The organism is Streptomyces sp. NPDC015131 (assembly GCF_043079975.1).
In the GTDB taxonomy this organism is placed as follows: Bacteria; Actinomycetota; Actinomycetes; order Streptomycetales; family Streptomycetaceae; genus Streptomyces.
This window is the reverse complement of sequence record NZ_JBIBVB010000008.1, coordinates 78,327-93,161: the sequence shown is the minus strand read 5'-3', so window position 1 is coordinate 93,161 and position 14,835 is coordinate 78,327. Positions and strand designations below refer to the sequence as shown.

Annotated in this window: 16 protein-coding genes; 8 read left to right on the top strand and 8 right to left on the bottom strand. The window is 74.4% G+C overall.

What is annotated here, in order from left to right:
- Nucleotides 1-76: 76 nt before the first annotated feature.
- The gene (locus ACF08D_RS28260; protein ID WP_392226540.1) at nucleotides 77-562 is read left to right on the top strand and encodes an ATP-binding protein; all 486 of its coding nucleotides are present in this window, start codon (nucleotides 77-79) and stop codon (nucleotides 560-562) included.
- Between the two features lie 169 nt (nucleotides 563-731).
- Here the strand turns inward: ACF08D_RS28260 and ACF08D_RS28255 are convergent, their stop codons facing one another.
- Complete coding sequence (locus ACF08D_RS28255; protein ID WP_392226538.1) at nucleotides 732-1,121, bottom strand: rodlin; 390 nt, start codon at nucleotides 1,119-1,121, stop codon at nucleotides 732-734.
- Between the two features lie 223 nt (nucleotides 1,122-1,344).
- Between ACF08D_RS28255 and ACF08D_RS28250 the strand changes: the two genes are divergently transcribed.
- On the top strand, nucleotides 1,345-1,635 hold the full coding sequence (locus ACF08D_RS28250; protein ID WP_392226536.1) for a hypothetical protein: 291 nt from the start codon (nucleotides 1,345-1,347) through the stop codon (nucleotides 1,633-1,635).
- Nucleotides 1,636-1,671: 36 nt separating this feature from the next.
- Here ACF08D_RS28250 and ACF08D_RS28245 read toward each other — a convergent pair whose 3' ends face one another.
- The gene (locus ACF08D_RS28245) at nucleotides 1,672-2,367 is read right to left on the bottom strand and encodes a maleylpyruvate isomerase N-terminal domain-containing protein (protein ID WP_392226534.1); all 696 of its coding nucleotides are present in this window, start codon (nucleotides 2,365-2,367) and stop codon (nucleotides 1,672-1,674) included.
- A gap of 112 nt (nucleotides 2,368-2,479) precedes the next feature.
- Between ACF08D_RS28245 and ACF08D_RS28240 the strand changes: the two genes are divergently transcribed.
- Together ACF08D_RS28240 and ACF08D_RS28235 are read left to right on the top strand one after the other, a co-directional pair.
- On the top strand, nucleotides 2,480-2,983 hold the full coding sequence (locus ACF08D_RS28240; RefSeq protein WP_392226533.1) for a hypothetical protein: 504 nt from the start codon (nucleotides 2,480-2,482) through the stop codon (nucleotides 2,981-2,983).
- A gap of 106 nt (nucleotides 2,984-3,089) precedes the next feature.
- Nucleotides 3,090-4,085, top strand: a complete 996-nt coding sequence (locus ACF08D_RS28235) for a DUF3048 domain-containing protein (protein WP_392226531.1) — start codon at nucleotides 3,090-3,092, stop codon at nucleotides 4,083-4,085.
- A 21-nt stretch (nucleotides 4,086-4,106) separates the two neighbouring features.
- Here the strand turns inward: ACF08D_RS28235 and ACF08D_RS28230 are convergent, their stop codons facing one another.
- Nucleotides 4,107-4,967 carry an aldo/keto reductase gene (locus tag ACF08D_RS28230; RefSeq protein WP_392227076.1) on the bottom strand — a complete coding sequence of 287 codons (861 nt, stop codon included), beginning with the start codon at nucleotides 4,965-4,967 and terminating at the stop codon, nucleotides 4,107-4,109.
- 85 nt (nucleotides 4,968-5,052) lie between these two features.
- Complete coding sequence (locus ACF08D_RS28225) at nucleotides 5,053-5,985, bottom strand: LysR family transcriptional regulator (RefSeq protein WP_392226530.1); 933 nt, start codon at nucleotides 5,983-5,985, stop codon at nucleotides 5,053-5,055.
- 219 nt (nucleotides 5,986-6,204) lie between these two features.
- Between ACF08D_RS28225 and ACF08D_RS28220 the strand changes: the two genes are divergently transcribed.
- Entirely contained in the window at nucleotides 6,205-7,314 is a 1,110-nt protein-coding gene (locus tag ACF08D_RS28220) for an RCC1 domain-containing protein (RefSeq protein ID WP_392226528.1), read from the top strand.
- 52 nt (nucleotides 7,315-7,366) lie between these two features.
- Here ACF08D_RS28220 and ACF08D_RS28215 read toward each other — a convergent pair whose 3' ends face one another.
- Complete coding sequence (locus ACF08D_RS28215) at nucleotides 7,367-7,840, bottom strand: helix-turn-helix domain-containing protein (RefSeq protein WP_392226527.1); 474 nt, start codon at nucleotides 7,838-7,840, stop codon at nucleotides 7,367-7,369.
- Nucleotides 7,841-8,076: 236 nt separating this feature from the next.
- Between ACF08D_RS28215 and ACF08D_RS28210 the strand changes: the two genes are divergently transcribed.
- Together ACF08D_RS28210 and ACF08D_RS28205 are read left to right on the top strand one after the other, a co-directional pair.
- Nucleotides 8,077-9,624: an MFS transporter gene (locus ACF08D_RS28210; protein ID WP_392226525.1), complete on the top strand. Its 1,548-nt coding sequence runs from the start codon at nucleotides 8,077-8,079 to the stop codon at nucleotides 9,622-9,624.
- Nucleotides 9,625-9,731: 107 nt separating this feature from the next.
- Nucleotides 9,732-10,913, top strand: coding sequence for a MalY/PatB family protein (locus ACF08D_RS28205; protein ID WP_392226523.1), 1,182 nt, complete (start codon nucleotides 9,732-9,734; stop codon nucleotides 10,911-10,913).
- A 48-nt stretch (nucleotides 10,914-10,961) separates the two neighbouring features.
- Here the strand turns inward: ACF08D_RS28205 and ACF08D_RS28200 are convergent, their stop codons facing one another.
- The gene (locus ACF08D_RS28200; RefSeq protein WP_392226521.1) at nucleotides 10,962-12,821 is read right to left on the bottom strand and encodes a transglycosylase domain-containing protein; all 1,860 of its coding nucleotides are present in this window, start codon (nucleotides 12,819-12,821) and stop codon (nucleotides 10,962-10,964) included.
- 157 nt (nucleotides 12,822-12,978) lie between these two features.
- On the bottom strand, nucleotides 12,979-13,242 hold the full coding sequence (locus tag ACF08D_RS28195; protein ID WP_392226519.1) for a hypothetical protein: 264 nt from the start codon (nucleotides 13,240-13,242) through the stop codon (nucleotides 12,979-12,981).
- A gap of 432 nt (nucleotides 13,243-13,674) precedes the next feature.
- Here ACF08D_RS28195 and ACF08D_RS28190 point away from each other — a divergent pair, with 432 nt between their 5' ends.
- Nucleotides 13,675-14,007, top strand: coding sequence for a hypothetical protein (locus ACF08D_RS28190; protein WP_392226517.1), 333 nt, complete (start codon nucleotides 13,675-13,677; stop codon nucleotides 14,005-14,007).
- A 307-nt stretch (nucleotides 14,008-14,314) separates the two neighbouring features.
- Here ACF08D_RS28190 and ACF08D_RS28185 read toward each other — a convergent pair whose 3' ends face one another.
- Nucleotides 14,315-14,779, bottom strand: coding sequence for an SRPBCC family protein (locus ACF08D_RS28185; protein ID WP_392226515.1), 465 nt, complete (start codon nucleotides 14,777-14,779; stop codon nucleotides 14,315-14,317).
- Between the last annotated feature and the right edge of the window lie 56 nt (nucleotides 14,780-14,835).

The following is a 14,835-nucleotide window of genomic DNA, read 5'->3' as shown; positions in this document are numbered from 1 at the left end:
CGATACTCGTTCCAGCTCGACTCCCGCACTGTCGAACACCGAAGCCAGCAGGGGGACATGCCCAGTGACGGCTCACATGTCGGCCTTATCGCGTACGGAGACCGCGCTGCCGCGCGACGAGAGTCTGGACGGCTTCGCCGCCTGCGGACTCGGCGGCTGCCCGAAGAGCCCGGGTCAGGCGCGGTGGTTCGTGAGGAACACACTCACCTCATGGGCGCTGCCGTCGCTCGTGACGGACATGTCGCTGGTCGTCAGCGAACTGGTCACCAACGCCGTCCGGCACGGCCTGGACGTCCCGGAGGCCCCGCTCGTGGAGCACCCGGTCTGGCTCGGCCTCTTCCGCTACCCCGGACTGGTGGTCTGCGCCGTCTCGGACCCCAGCTCCGAGCCCCCGTGCCCGCGCCGGGCCGCCGACGGCGACGGTGACGGGCGGGGCCTCGCCCTCGTGGGGGCCCTCAGCCAGTCCTGGTCCTGGGACCCGGCCCCGCTGCGGGGCAAGACGGTCTGGGCGGCCCTCTCCGCACCGGCCCCCCGCACCGGGCCGGTCCGTACCGGCCGGTGATCCTCCCCGCGCATACGACGACCGGCCCGCACGGCGTGCTGCCACGCCCTGCGGACCGGCCGGATGGACCTCGGTCCCGGACCTCCCGGCCCTGAACCGTCAGCCCTGGACCGTCAGCCCTGGACCGTCAGTTCTGGACTCTTCAGCCCCGAACGGTCAGCCCCAACGGTCAGTCCTGGACCGCCGCCGAGAGGTTCTCGGAGATGACGTTCTCCAGGATGTGCGACAGGGCGCTGTCGCCCTTGACCGCGGTGGAGTTCTCCGTGCACTGCTGGTTCTGGGTGTCGTTCAGGATGTCCTGGACGCCGACGTTGATCAGCGCGATGTTCTGGACGTCCGCCTGGGCCGGCAGGCCGACGCACAGCTTGTTCAGCGACCCCTGGACCAGCCCGATCTGCGGGCTCATCACACCGCCGGTCGTCGTGTTGCCGTACGACTGGGTGGCGAAGTTGCCGTTCTGCGTGTCGATCCCGCGGTCGCCCACGGCGGCGGCCGTCGGCGCGGAGACACCGAGGACGGCGGCGGCGACACCGGCCGTGGCCAGAACCTTCTTGATCATGTTCTTCCTTCGTCGATCGAGACACCCGGATCCCCCGGGTTCCCTTGCGTAACAGGCCGTCTCCGGCCGCGTCACGGGCGCGGAACGACGCGGCCGCGAGTTCACCCGTCCGCCGCAGCGGGGGCCGCCGCACGCGCGCGTAGGGCCGGTCCCGGGTCGGGCCCGCGATTGACATCCCGTACACGCGGGATTGACACCCCGCCCCGGCGGTCACACATGGGGCATGAACCATTCCGCAGCGGACGAACGGATCGTCGGACGACTCGTACCGGCGTGGCTGGAGGAGGCGGGGCGGCACGACCCGCCGGCCGCGGACCGGGCCCGGGAGGAGTGGGAGCGGGATGCCCTCTCCGCCGAGTCCGCCCGGGAACTGGCCGACTGGGTCACGGCCCGGGTCACCGACACCGCCTTCAACGAGGACGAGGGGCCCACGCAGGACGGGCCCGTGCGCATCAGCGTGGCCGACAAGGCCGCCGTCCACCGATGGCTCGCCGCCCGGGGCCACGACGTGTGACGCGTGAACCATGCCCCGGCGGGCGCGGAGGTCCGGTCAGCCGAAGAGGGGGAAGCGCGCCGCGTCCGCACCCAGCGCGGCCCGTTCCGCCCCGGTGAGGGCGGCCCGGCCGGTGGCCGCGCGGGCGTAGTGCGCGTCGTCCCACGGCAGCGGGACCGGACGCCCCAGCAGCCCGTCGAGGGTGCGGCGGACCTCGGCGAGCCCGGCGGGGGAGGGGCCGGGCAGCGCGCCCGGCACCGCGCCGAGGTCGAGGTGGTGGACCGTCGCCTCCACCGCGAGCGTACGCAGCAGGTCGCCCGCGCTCAGGACGTGCCCCTGCGTGGCCACCGCCCGACCCGGGTCGGTGTTCCGGGCGGCGTGCAGGGCGGCCGCCGTCGTCTCCAGGTACAGCGCGCGCAGGTCCCCGAAGTCCGGGAACATTCCGGCCACGGCGCGGCTGAACCGGCGGTCCCGCGCCGCGCGTTCACTGTCGGTGCCGTCCTGTCGCCAGTCGGCCCAGTAGGTGACGGCGTCGCGGTCGGGCCGCGCGGCGGTGGGGGTGTGCAGGGCGTTGAGGCCGCGCCGGACGTCGGTCAGGCAGTGGAACACCAGGTCGCGGGCGGCCCAGCCGGCGCACCCGGTCGGCGCCCAGGAGCGCTCGTCGTCGATCTCCCGTACGGCGGCCATGAACGCCTCGTACGACGCGTGCAGGACGGCGGCCGGAGTGCTGAGGTCCTCGCTGGTGCTGGTCATGCCCCCAGTGTGCGGCCCGGTGTGTCCGTGACCCGGGCCCGCCACCCCGTTGGTGTGTACCTGCCGCTAGAGTGCCTTCCTTGATTCGAACACATCGACGAGGGGGAGGCGCATGAGCGTGCAACTGAGGGAGGCCGCGCAACAGTTGGCCACCGTCCTGTGGCGGGAGCACACCGTCTACCGGGAGCGCACGGGTGGCGTGGTCATCCGGGGCGAGCACGTCCAGCGCTGGATCAGCCTCGCGCCGGCCGGCGGCAAGGGCGAGATACTCCTGCGGGCCGGCCGCATCCTGGACGGCGGCACGACCGCCCCGGCCCGCTCGGAAGCCGTCGTACCGCACTCCGCCGGCACCGCCGAACTCGCCGCGGCCTGCCGCCGCCTGCTCGCCGAGACGGCCGCCGAGCCGGTCCTGGCCGAGGCCGCCACCGCCCGCCGGAACGCGGCGGCCCGCCCCCGGCGCGAGCGGAGGCGCGGTGGGCAACCGGGCACCCGGGGCACACGGCCCCGGCGGACCACCGGCCGCAGACGGCACACGGGCATCGGCTCGGCCATCGTCCTGGTCTGCCTCGCGGGCGTCGTCGTCCACTACCTCTGGAGCATCGGCGTGCTCTCCTGACGCCCACGCCGGGCCCCCTCCCGGGCCCGTCCGGCCCGCCGTGCCCGCCCCACTGTCTCCGTACCGCCTTTCGTGGTCCACTGGAGGCAGGCAGGAGCTGGTGCCCATGGGCGTAGAACGCAGACGTGGACCGGCCGGCGCAGCCGTCGCCGTGGCACTCGCCGCGGCCATGACCGCCGGCCTCGCCGCCTGCTCCGGAACCGGAGGCGACACCGCCCCCCGGCCGCCGGCGGCGACCTCGCCCACCGACCGCGGCCCGTCCCCCTTCACCGGCCTGCCGGCCACGCCCGCACCCGTAATCGCCGTCAAGATCGACAACGTCCGCCCGGCCCGGCCCCACACCGGACTCGGCGCGGCCGACCTCGTGTACGTCGAGCAGGTCGAGGCCGGGCAGACCCGCCTCCTCGCCGTCTACTCCTCGAAGCTGCCACCCGCCGTGGGACCGGTGCGCAGCGCCCGCGAGTCGGATCTGGAACTGCTGCGCCAGTTCGGCCGGCCCGCCCTTGCCTACTCCGGCGAGCAGGCCGCCCTGCGGCCCCTGATCGACGCGGCCCCGCTCTTCCCGCTCACCCCGTCGGACGCCCCCGGTGCCTTCTTCCGGGGCGAGGACCGGCCGGCTCCGCACAACCTCTACGCCCGCCCCGCACGCGCCCTGGACGCCGCGCCCGACGCGTCCACGGCCAAGGACATCGGCTTCCGCTTCGGCGCCCCGCCGGAGGGCGGCACACCGGTGAACGCGCACACCGTGCGCTACCCCTCGGCGCGGTTCACCTTCACCTGGTCCGACGCCGGCGACCGGTGGCTCGTGTCCATGGACGGGGAGCCCGCCCGCACCACCGACGGCGGGCGGACGACGGCCCGGACGGTCGTGGTGCAGGACGTCGACGTCCGCCCCTCGCGCTTCCGCGACCGTGGCGGCAGCGTCACCCCGTACACCGACACCGTGGGCTCCGGCACCGCCACGGTGCTGCGGGACGGGCGGAGCCACGAGGCGCGCTGGAGCCGGCCGTCCGCCGACGCCGGCACCACCTTCACCACCCCGTCCGGCGATCCGCTCACCTTCGCCACCGGACAGGTCTGGATCGTCCTCAAGGCCCGGTGAGGAGCGGTCCCCCGTCCCCGGTCAGTCCGTGGCGCTCAGCCGCGCCACCTGCGCCTCCGACAGCGCCAGCCCGGCGGCCAGGGCGCAGTCCCGTACGTTCTCCGCGCGGCGGGACCCCGGGATCGGGACGACGCACAGCGACAGGGCCAGCATCCAGGCCAGGCACACCCGCTGAGGACTCACCCCCAGCTCGCCCGCCACCTCGTGGAACGCCCGGTGCCGCGAGCCCAGCTCGCCCGCCCCGCCGATCCCGCCCAGCGGACTCCACGGCAGGAACGCCAGCCCCAGCCGCTCGCACAGCTCCAGCTCCGGCAGACTGCCGCGGTACGAGGGCGAGAACTGGTTCTGCACGGCCACCAGCCGCTCGCCGAGCATGTCGTGGGCCAGCCGGATCTGCTCCGGATCGGCGTTGGAGACGCCCACCGCCCGGACCTTCCCCGCGTCGTACAGCTCGCCGAGCGCCCCCAGGGTCTCCTCGTACGGGACGGCCGGGTCGGGGCGGTGGTACTGGTACAGCCCGATCGCGTCCACGCCCAGCCGCCGCAGCGAGGCGTCGGCCGCCCGGCGCAGGTACTCCGGGCGGCCGTCCAGCGCCCAGGCGCCGTCCGGCCGGGTGTGGCCGCCCTTGGTGGCCACCAGCACGCCGGACGTGTCGCCCCCGTACGTGGCGAGGGCCCGGGCGATCAGCTTCTCGTTGTGCCCGGGGTCCCCGGCGTCGAGGTGGTAGGCGTCGGCCGTGTCGATCAGGGTGATCCCCGCGTCCAGCGCCGCGTGGAGGGTCGCGACGGCCTGCCGCTCGTCCGGCCTGCCCTGGACGGACAGCGGCATCGCGCCCAGACCGATCGCGCTCACCTCCGTACGACCGATACGGCGGACGGGCATGGCGGGGTGGGTGGGTGTCTCAGTCACCGCTCCAGCCTCGGCGCCCCGCCCCGCCCTGTCCAACACCATCTGCTGATGGCAGCCATCACTCCGGCTGCTCACCGCTCCCCGGAACCGGCCGCACGCGCTCCAGCAGGGCGCGCGCCGCGGCCGGGGGGCGCCCCTGGGCGGGCCACGCCACCGACACCTCCCAGCCGGCCTCCGGCGAGGGCGCCAGCCACCGCAGCCCCAGCTCCCGGGCCTGCTCCTTGTCCGCCACGGAGCGGGGGACGAACGCCACCGCAGTGCCCCGCCCGACCACCTCGATCAGCTTGTGCACATCGTCCACCTGCATGGCGATCCCGCGTACGACGCCCGCCGCGGCGAACGCCTCGTCGGCGACCCGCCGGGAACCCCACTCCGGACGCAGGTCCACGAACACCTCGCCCGCCAGCTCCGCCACCTCCACCTGCCCCGCCAGGTCCGCCGTGTCCGCCGGCCCGGACCGCGCCGCCAGCCGGTGCCCCGCCCCGCACAACACCCCCATCGGCTCCCGCGCCAGCCGCCGCAGCCGCACCCCCGCCGCCTCCCCGGGCCCGGCGACGAACGCCACGTCCAGACGGCCCTGCCGCAGCCGCTCCAGCAGCACGGCGGACCCGGCCTGCTCGACCCGCACCTCCACCGAGGGGTGGCGCGCCCCGAACTCCAGCAGGGTGCCGAACGGATCGGCCGCGCCCATGCACTGCTCGGTGCCCACCCGCAGCACCCCGCCCACCACGTCCCGTACCGCCGCGACCGCCTCCCGCGCCGCCGCCGCGCTGTCCAGCGTGCGCCGGGCCTCCCGCAACAGGGCGCGCCCCGCGTCGGTCAGGCCCACGCCCCGCGCCGACCGGACGAACAGCTCGGCGCCCAGCTCCCGTTCCAGGGCGCGCACGGACGCCGACAGCCCCGACTGCGCCAGGTGCAGCCGCGCGGCGGCCCGGGTGACATTGCCCTCCTCGGCCACGGCCACGAAATGTTCCAGATGGCGAAGCTCCACCTCACGAAGTGTAGGCACCGCCTGTGACAGGCCCGCCCCGTCCCGCGCCACCGCCCCGTCCCATGCCCCCGCCCCCGTCCCGTACCACCGCCGTCCGCCCGCACGTGCGGGTGATCCCCCGGGCCCGCCCGGTGCCCCGGGGCGGCGAGCGGGGACGGCTGTCCCGGGGTGCCGTACCGGCGCCCCCGACGGACGAGCACCACCGGGAGGGACCCCGACATGAGCAGCGCCGCGACCACCGGCCTCCGCACCGTCCTGGCGTGGGGCACCAACCACTGCGGGCAGCTCGGCGACGGCACCCGCGGCGCACGCGACACCCCGGTCGCCCTCGACGCCATCGGGCCCGGCACCGCGGCCGTCGCGGCCGGCTCCCACCACACCCTGGCCCTCACCCGTGACGGGACGGTCCTCGCCTGGGGTGCCAACCACTACGGACAGCTGGGCGACGGCACTCGCCACGACCGGCACGGCCCGGTCGCCGTACCGGGCCTCAGCGGTGTCACGGCCGTCGCGGCGGGCGGCGGCCACAGTGTGGCCCTGCTCCAGGACGGCACCGTCCGGGCCTGGGGCGCCAACGACTGGGGCCAGATCGGCAGCGGCAGCGCCGAGGACCACCACACGCCCGTCCCCGTCAGCGGGCTGCGCGACGTCGTCGCGATCGCCGCCGGAGGCGGGCACAACCTCGCCCTGCTCGCGGACGGCACGGTCCGCAGCTGGGGGTCCAACAACCGGGGCCAGCTCGGCGACGGCAGCAACGACGAGCGCCGCACACCGGTGGCCGTCCGCGACCTCGGAGAGGTCACGGCGGTGTCCGGCGGCGGCTACTTCAGCATCGCCCTCCTGAGCGACGGCACCGTCCGCGCCTGGGGCACCAACCACTGGTGCCAGCTCGGCGACGGCACCAACGAAGAGCGCCGCGTCCCCGTCCCCGTACGGGACCTGGCCGGTGTGAGGTCCCTCGACGCCGGCTGGCACCACAGCCTGGCCGTCCTGTCCGACGGCACGGTCCGCGCCTGGGGCAACAACCACTGCGGCCAGCTCGGACTGTCCCCGGACCACGACCCGGCCACCCCGGTCAGCGTCCCCCGGGTGCGCGGCGTCCACCGGGTGACGGGCGGCTACCGGAGCAGCCTGGCGGTGCTCGCCCCGGAGCGCGACGGGCCGCACCGGTGCGGCACCTGGGGCCTGGGACACGGCGACCGCGCGCCGCGCACCCCCGGGCCGGCCGACCCCGACCCGACGGGCGGGCACCCGGAGCGCCGCGTGCACGGCCTGGCGGCCGGCTGGGCACACTCCGTCGCGCTCGTCGAGCACCGCCGCGCTCCGTAGCCCCGGCGTCTCACGGCCGGGCACCGGCCCGTCGGGCGGGGGAGCGGTACGGTCAGGCCGCCAGAGCGAGCCCGTCCCGGGACCCTGCCCCCGTAGTACGGGCCGGCGCCGGCCGCCGTACAGCACCGCCCGGCCCCGCGACCGACCCTCCGTCCGACCCCGACCCCGACCCCGACCCCGCGACCGCCCCGGCCCCGGCCCGCCGCGTCAAAGAACTCACCCGGACCGGACGGGCCAGCTCCGCGCCGGCCAGCGCGAGGAGGTCGGCGAGGCTCAGCCCCAGGGCGTGCGCCGCGGCCGCGAGGACCTCCGACGACGCCTCCTTGCGGCCGCGCTCCACCTCGGACAGGTACGGCATCGAGATCCGGGCCGCATCGGCCACGTCCCTCAGGGTGCGCCCCTGCGCGCGGCGTTCACGCCGCAGCACGTCCCCCACGAGATGCCGCCACAGCGGCTCCACGCGCGCGTGGCCTGTCCTCTCATCGGCGGCGAACGGGTCCACGGTCGTCTTCACGGTCTCGGTCATCCCCCCACCCTAGGAGCGCCCGGCGCCTACGGGGCCGGTACCGGCCGCACCGGCGTTCAGCCCTCGGTGAATCCCCCGCCCACCGGCCCGGACGGGCCAGGGACGCCACCCGGGGCGCTCGGTGATCGACTGGTCGGGTGAACTCTCCGGCCTTACGGTCGAACAGTGGACGGAGCCTGCCCGACCGGGCAACGCTCCGTGACCGTCCGCCGACCCCGCGGCGAGGGATGCGTGCCATGACCGGACATCAGCCGACTGCCGCTTCCACGGCCACCACCCCCCAGCGGGGCGGTGGCAATGCGATGGCCCTCCTGGTCATCGCCTCGTGCCAGTTGATGGTGGTGCTGGACATCACCATCGTGAACATCGCCCTGCCACACATCCAGAGTTCGCTGAACTTCTCGACCACCAACCTCTCCTGGGTGGTCAACGCCTACACGCTCACCTTCGGCGGCCTGCTGCTGCTCGGCGGACGCGCGGGCGACATCCTGGGGCGCCGCCGGGTCTTCATCTTCGGTGTGCTGCTGTTCGTACTGGCCTCGCTGCTCGGTGGCCTGGCCCAGTCGTCCGGCCAACTCCTCGCCGCCCGTGCCCTCCAGGGCGTCGGCGGCGCCATCGCCTCCCCGACGTCGCTCGCCCTCATCAGCACGACGTTCAAGGAAGGGCCGGAACGCAACCGGGCGTTCGGTGTGTTCGCCGCCGTCTCCGCGGGCGGCAGCGCCATCGGCCTGCTAGCTGGCGGTCTGCTCGTCGAGTGGCTCGACTGGCGCTGGGTGCTGTTCGTCAACGTGCCCATCGGCCTGCTCATCGCCCTCGCCACCCCGAAGTGGATCAAGGAGTCCGAGCGCCACCCCGGCAAGTTCGACATCACCGGCGCGCTGACCTCCACGCTCGGCATGGTGCTGCTGGTGTACGGGTTCATCCGGGCCGCGCAGGACGGCTGGGGCGATCCGCTCACCGTGGCCTCGTTCGCCGTGGCGGTCGTCGTCCTCGCCCTGTTCGTGTTCGTCGAACGGCGCTCCAGGCAGCCGATCACACCTCTGCACATGTTCGCCGACCGCAACCGCGCGGGCACCTACGCCATCATGCTCAGCCTCGCCGCGGCGATGTTCGGCATGTTCTTCTTCCTCACCCTGTTCGTCCAGAACGTGCTGGACTTCAGCCCGCTCAGAGCCGGCCTCGCCTTCCTGCCGGTGAGCGCCATCATCGCGGTCGGCGCCGGGATCGCCTCCCAGCTGCTGCCGAAGTACGGCCCCAAGCCCTTCATGGTGACCGGAGGTCTGCTCGCCGCGGCGGGACTCGCCTGGCTGACCCTGACGGACGTGCACTCCACCTACCTGGGCAGCATCCTGGGCCCGATGCTGGTCTTCGGCCTCGGCATGGGCATGGAGTTCGTCGCGCTGACCCTGATGGCGCTGTCGAACGTGCCCGTCCCGGAGACCGGTGCCGCCTCCGGGCTGCTCAACGCCACCCAGCAGGTGGGCGGATCGCTGGGTCTGTCCATCCTGGTCACCATGTTCGGCACGGCGACCGCCAACGAGGCGGAGAAGCAGATCCCCTCCTTCCTGTCCCAGGCCACCCCGGCCGAACGCCTCCGCTTCCAGCGCACCGGCGAACTCCCACCACCGTGGTCGGACCAGATCCTCACCTCCGGTGTCTCCGCCGCCTTCGTCGTCGCGGCCATCTTCACCGCCGTCGCCGCCGTGGTCGCCCTCCTCGTCATCCAGGTGCGGCCCTCCGACATCGAACGCCTCAAGGGCGGCGTCGGTCCCGGGGCGATGTGAACCGGGGCGATGCGAACCAGGGTGAAGTGGAACGGGGCGATGTGAACCGGCCACCCGCCACGGACCGGAACGATCCGGAAAAATCACACGCCCTAGAATCACCGGCCATGGAGCAGGAGATACCGAACGGCCGCCCCGCCGCCCCCGACGACCCGTTCCGGCAGCTCTCCCTGGAGCAGCTGCGCCGCCGCACCAGCGTCAAGTGGCGCGCGTACCCCGACGACGTACTGCCCCTGTGGGTCGCCGAGATGGACGTCCCCCTGGCCGAACCGGTGGCGGAGGCGCTCCACCGGGCGGTCGCCCTCGGCGACACCGGCTACCCCGCCGGCACCGGCTACACCGAGGCCCTGGCGGCCTTCGCCCGGGAGCGCTGGGACTGGGACGGTGTCACCGTGGAACGCACCCGGCTGGTGCCCGACGTGATGCTGGGCATCGTGGAGGTCCTCAAGCTCCTCACCGGTCCCGGGGACACCGTCGTCGTCAACTGCCCCGTCTATCCGCCGTTCTACGCGTTCACCCGGAACTCGGGCCGCCACATCGCCGAGGCGCCCCTCGACGCACGGGGCCGCATCGACCCCGCCGCGCTGGAGGACGCGTTCCGGTCGGCCACCCGGGGCGGTCGCCGCGCCGCGTACCTGCTGTGCAGCCCCCACAACCCCACCGGCACCGTGCACACCGCCGCCGAACTGGCCACCGTCGCCGCACTCGCCGACCGCCACGGAGTACGCGTCGTCGCCGACGAGATCCACGCCCCGCTGGTGCCCCGTCCGGCCCGGTTCGTGCCCTACCTCGGCGTGCCGGGCGCCGGGAACGCCTTCTCCCTGATGTCCGCCTCCAAGGCGTGGAACCTCGCCGGCCTCAAGGCCGCGCTCGCGGTCGCCGGGCCCGCCGCCGAACCCGACCTCGCCCGCATGCCGCCCGAGGTCGAGCACGGCCCGAGCCACCTCGGCGTCCTGGCCCACACCGCGGCCCTGCGCGAGGGCGGCGCCTGGCTCGACTCCGTACTCGACGGCCTCGCGGCCAACCGGCGGCTCCTCACCGAGCTCCTGGCCACCCACCTGCCCGGCGTCCGCCACACGCCCGGCCAGGGCACCTACCTCGCCTGGCTGGACTTCCGCGCGTACGGCCTCGGCGACGACCCCGCGGCCGTCCTCACCGACCGCGCCCGTGTCGCCCTGCACCCCGGCCCCACCTTCGGCACCGGCGGCACCGGCCACGCCCGGATCAATCTCGCCACCTCGCCGGAGATCCTCACCGAGGCGGTTCGGCGCATCGCCGGCGCCCTGTGACCCCGCCGCGCCCCGCCGCGCTCACCGGCGACGGCGCACGGCGCCCCGTTACTCCGCCCCGGCGGCCCGTGAGGCGGGGGAGCCGGTCATGTACCCCGACCACACCCGCAGCGGCAGGAAGTCCGCCCGGTCCGACGTGCTGCCCGCCACCCCCGTCATGGGCAGCAGCCCCTCGGTGCCGGGCCTGCTGCGAAACACCGTCACCGCCGTGGACAGCCGGCCGGTGTAGCCGACGAACCACGAGGCGGGCACCCGGTCCCGGTCACCGGTCCGGCCGGCCGAGACCGGCGGCAGCGCCCGTATGGCGTCCGGCGCCATGACGTCCACGGCGACGTCCCGCAGCGCGCCCGACACCTCGCGGGCCACCTCGGCGTCCAGCGCCTGCCGGCCCTCCGGCCGCTCCAGCCCCTCCAGCGGCCGGCCCAGGTGGCTGACCGCCGTCACCGAGTACGGGTCGGTCTGCCGCCCGTCCGCCGCGAACGTCGCGTACGCGCCGGCCATCCTGATCGCGCTCGGCGTCGACGTGCCGACCGCGAACGACGGCTCCAGCGGCGCCATGCTCAGCGGCAGCAGCCCCGAACCCACCGCCAGATCACGGACCTTCTCCAGCCCCACGTCCGCGCCCAGCCGCCGGTACAGGCCGTTGTCGCCCCGGACCAGCGCCCGGCGCAGGGCGGGGGACGCCTCGTCGACCGACCCCGCACCGTGCTGCAGCGCCGCCGCCAGCACGAACGGGGTGAAGGCCGTGCCCACCGGAACGCCCGCCGTGTCCGCGTTGTTGGCGAAGTGCTTCGTCGCGTCGGACCCCCCGTACAGCGCCAGCACCGCCCCGTCCCCCGGCCGGACGGACGCGGCACCGATCTCGATCTCCCGGTCGGCGATCCGGCGGGCCGGGTCCAGGGCCCGCTGCCGGACCTCCTCCACGGTGGTGCGCAGCCGCTCCACCTCCTGCTTGTCGAAAGTGGTACGGATCCGGTAGCCGCCGCGACCCAGCTGTTCCGTCGTCAGGCCGGTCCGGTTCTTGATGTACTTGTCCGCCACGTCGACCAGGTAGCCGATCTGCCCCGACATGCTGGTCGACACCGCCTCGGGCCGGGGCTCCGGGAAGACGGTGTAGGTGGCCCGCTCCCGCGCCGACATGTAGCCCAGCTCCACCTGCCGGTCCAGCACATAGGACCACCGCTCGACGGCACGGCGGTGGTGCGCCTCGCTCAGCGACGGGTCGTACAGCTCACCGCTCTTCAGCAGCGCGGCCAGCAAGGCGCTGCGCGAAGGGTCGAGGTCCTTGGCGTCCATGCCGTAGTACGCCACGGCGGCGGCCTGCACGCCGTACGCGTTCCGGCCGAACCAGCTGGTGTTCAGGTAGCCCTGGAGGATCTCCTGCTTCGACAGCGACCGCGACAGCTTGACCGACAGGCACAGCTCCCGCAGCTTGCGGTCGAGCGACTGCTCCTGGGTGAGGTAGGTGTTCTTCACATACTGCTGGGTGATGGTCGAACCGCCCTGGACCTCCTGGCCGCGCGCCATGTTCACCACGGCTCGCGCCAGCCCGCGCACCGAGAACCCGGGGTCGCTGTAGAAGGTGGCGTTCTCGGTGGCGATCACCGCGTTCTGGAGGGAGGCGGGGATGTCGGACAGGGGGACGTTCTGCCGGTTGACCGGTCCGACACTCACCATCTGGGTCCCGTCGGCCCAGTAGTACACATTGGCCTCGGCCCGCGCGTAGGCGTTGACGTCCGAGGTGTGCACCGTGGCGTACACATAGCCCACCAGCGCCGCGAGCGCGGCGAAGCCGGACAGCGCGAGCCCCAGGACCTGCCGCCACGACGGGACCCACCGGAGGACTCCCCGCCGGCCCCGGCGCGGGTAGTCCACGCGGAACCGGCGGCCTTTCCAGCGACGCAGCACGGCTCGTCGCCCCCCTTTCCGTACGAGTGACTCGTCCGTCCCCTACTACGGGACGTGCCGGCCACCCGTTCAGGCGGAGCGGGGCGGGGGAGGGGCCGGGCGGGGGAGGAGCCGGAGCGGAGCGGGGCGGGGGAGGGGGCGGAGCCCGCGCGGGCGGTCAGCCCCCGAGGGGAAGCCCGCCCGGGAGGCCCGCCGGAAGGCCGCCGAGCAGGGCGCCGCCGACCGGCAGCGGCGACGCCTGCTGTCCGGGAGTGTCGGGGTTGGTGCTGAGCGGGCCGGTGCTGTTCAGGTCGGTGACGACCGGCGCCCCGACGGAGGTCGGCGGCTGCTCCGCGGCCATCGCGGGGGCCGCCGCGGCGACGCTCGCACCGGCGAGCGAGGCGCAGACGGCGATCAGGCGGGTGCGGGGCTGACGAGACATCACATGCTCCTGGTTCTGAGGGGGGATCGGCCGAATCGGTGGCCGGAATGTGCAACGAACCGACCCCGCCGACGACACGGCCGTGCCCGGGCGGGCGACCGGCTCCCCCCGGGCCGAAGCCCGGCCACGCGCGCGTGCACCCGGAAAACGCAAGGGACCGGGGGCCCGGGCGCGGCGGGGCGAGCCGCGGCCGTCGTCAGCCGGCCGTTGACCCGCCACCAGGGGCGCCGTAGGGTGAACGTCACCTTTTACGCCAATCCTGCAAGTGGGCGTCCCATGGTCATAGCATCGCGTTTTCGCCACCGCTCCGCCGTCCTCACCGGCTCGGTCCTACTGACCGCAGGTCTCTCCCTCGCGCTGTCCGCGTGCGGGACGGCCACCGGACCGTCTCCCGCTTCCACCGACGGTCCACGGCAGGAACGGCCCGCGGCGGTGTCGCTCACCGCCGCAAGTACGCCGCTCTCCCGCGCCCTCGGCGACCAGGCGTCGGCGCAGGGCGCGGCCGCGCACCGGGCGGCCACCGCCGTGTCCGCGGAGGATGCCGCCGGTGACGGGCGGTGCACCACCGATCCGGCCGACCGGGCGGCCTGCCGCAACCCGGGCGGGACGATCACGCCCGACGGCGGGGACGTGGACGGCGACGGCGTCTTCGAGTCGCACGAGCCCGTGGGGCCCGGCTACAAGGACCCGCGCGCCTACGACGGCGGCCGGACCTCCGGGGAGACGCAGTGCGACTGGCTGCGCTCCCAGGGCATGCCCTGCTGAGACGGCAGCAGACGGCGACGGGGCGGCGCGAGACGGCGACGAGCCGCGCCGGGCCGGGACAACCGGCGCCGACGCGGCTCGGACGGCGACGGGACGGCGCGAGACGGCGACGAGCCGCGCCGGGCCGGGACAACCGGCGCCGACGCGGCTCGGACGCGGGGCTCCGCCCCGACGGCTCGCCGGTCCGGCTCAGGAAAAGCCCCTGCCCAGCGGAAGCCTGCCCAGCGGAAGCCTGCCCAGGGGAAGCTCGCACAGGAGAAGCCGGACCAGGGAAAGCCGACCCGGTGACGGGTTGACGGTGGGCTCCTCAGCGGTCGCCCGGCCTGATCCGGCCGCGCCAGCCGCCGGACTCGCCGCCCTGCCCCTCGATGTACTCCTTGAACCGCCGCATGTCGCCCTTCACCCGGCGGTCGATCGTGCCGGTCATGTCAGCGGCCTTCTCCGCCAGGCCGCTGGTCTCGACCTCCATCACCAGCTCCACGCGCGTGTGCGTCTCGTCCAGGCGCTGGAAGCTGACCATGCCGCGCTGCTGGGTGTCACCGCTCACGGTCCGCCAGGCGATCCGCTCGTCGGGCAGCTGGTCGACGATCTCGGTGTCGAACTCCCGTGACACCCCACCGATCTTGGTCTTCCAGTGGTTGTGCCGGTCGTCGACCTGGACGATTTCCTCGACACCCTCCATGAACTGCGGAAACTCCTCGAACATCGTCCACTGGTTGTACGCGGTGTGGACGGGGACGTCCACGTCGACGGCTTCCTTCACGGTGCTCATCAGCGCCTCCTCGCGACCGCTGTGCCTTTCGTGCCGACCAGGGGTCCGGGTACCCG

What these genes read in the sequence shown, in the direction of transcription:
- ACF08D_RS28260 (WP_392226540.1), top strand. Translation starts at nt 77, where the DNA reads ATGTCGGCCTTATCGCGTACGGAGACCGCGCTGCCGCGCGACGAGAGT.
- ACF08D_RS28255 (WP_392226538.1), bottom strand. Translation starts at nt 1,121, where the DNA reads ATGATCAAGAAGGTTCTGGCCACGGCCGGTGTCGCCGCCGCCGTCCTC.
- ACF08D_RS28250 (WP_392226536.1), top strand. Translation starts at nt 1,345, where the DNA reads ATGAACCATTCCGCAGCGGACGAACGGATCGTCGGACGACTCGTACCG.
- ACF08D_RS28245 (WP_392226534.1), bottom strand. Translation starts at nt 2,367, where the DNA reads ATGACCAGCACCAGCGAGGACCTCAGCACTCCGGCCGCCGTCCTGCAC.
- ACF08D_RS28240 (WP_392226533.1), top strand. Translation starts at nt 2,480, where the DNA reads ATGAGCGTGCAACTGAGGGAGGCCGCGCAACAGTTGGCCACCGTCCTG.
- ACF08D_RS28235 (WP_392226531.1), top strand. Translation starts at nt 3,090, where the DNA reads ATGGGCGTAGAACGCAGACGTGGACCGGCCGGCGCAGCCGTCGCCGTG.
- ACF08D_RS28230 (WP_392227076.1), bottom strand. Translation starts at nt 4,967, where the DNA reads ATGCCCGTCCGCCGTATCGGTCGTACGGAGGTGAGCGCGATCGGTCTG.
- ACF08D_RS28220 (WP_392226528.1), top strand. Translation starts at nt 6,205, where the DNA reads ATGAGCAGCGCCGCGACCACCGGCCTCCGCACCGTCCTGGCGTGGGGC.
- ACF08D_RS28215 (WP_392226527.1), bottom strand. Translation starts at nt 7,840, where the DNA reads ATGACCGAGACCGTGAAGACGACCGTGGACCCGTTCGCCGCCGATGAG.
- ACF08D_RS28210 (WP_392226525.1), top strand. Translation starts at nt 8,077, where the DNA reads ATGACCGGACATCAGCCGACTGCCGCTTCCACGGCCACCACCCCCCAG.
- ACF08D_RS28205 (WP_392226523.1), top strand. Translation starts at nt 9,732, where the DNA reads ATGGAGCAGGAGATACCGAACGGCCGCCCCGCCGCCCCCGACGACCCG.
- ACF08D_RS28195 (WP_392226519.1), bottom strand. Translation starts at nt 13,242, where the DNA reads ATGTCTCGTCAGCCCCGCACCCGCCTGATCGCCGTCTGCGCCTCGCTC.
- ACF08D_RS28185 (WP_392226515.1), bottom strand. Translation starts at nt 14,779, where the DNA reads ATGAGCACCGTGAAGGAAGCCGTCGACGTGGACGTCCCCGTCCACACC.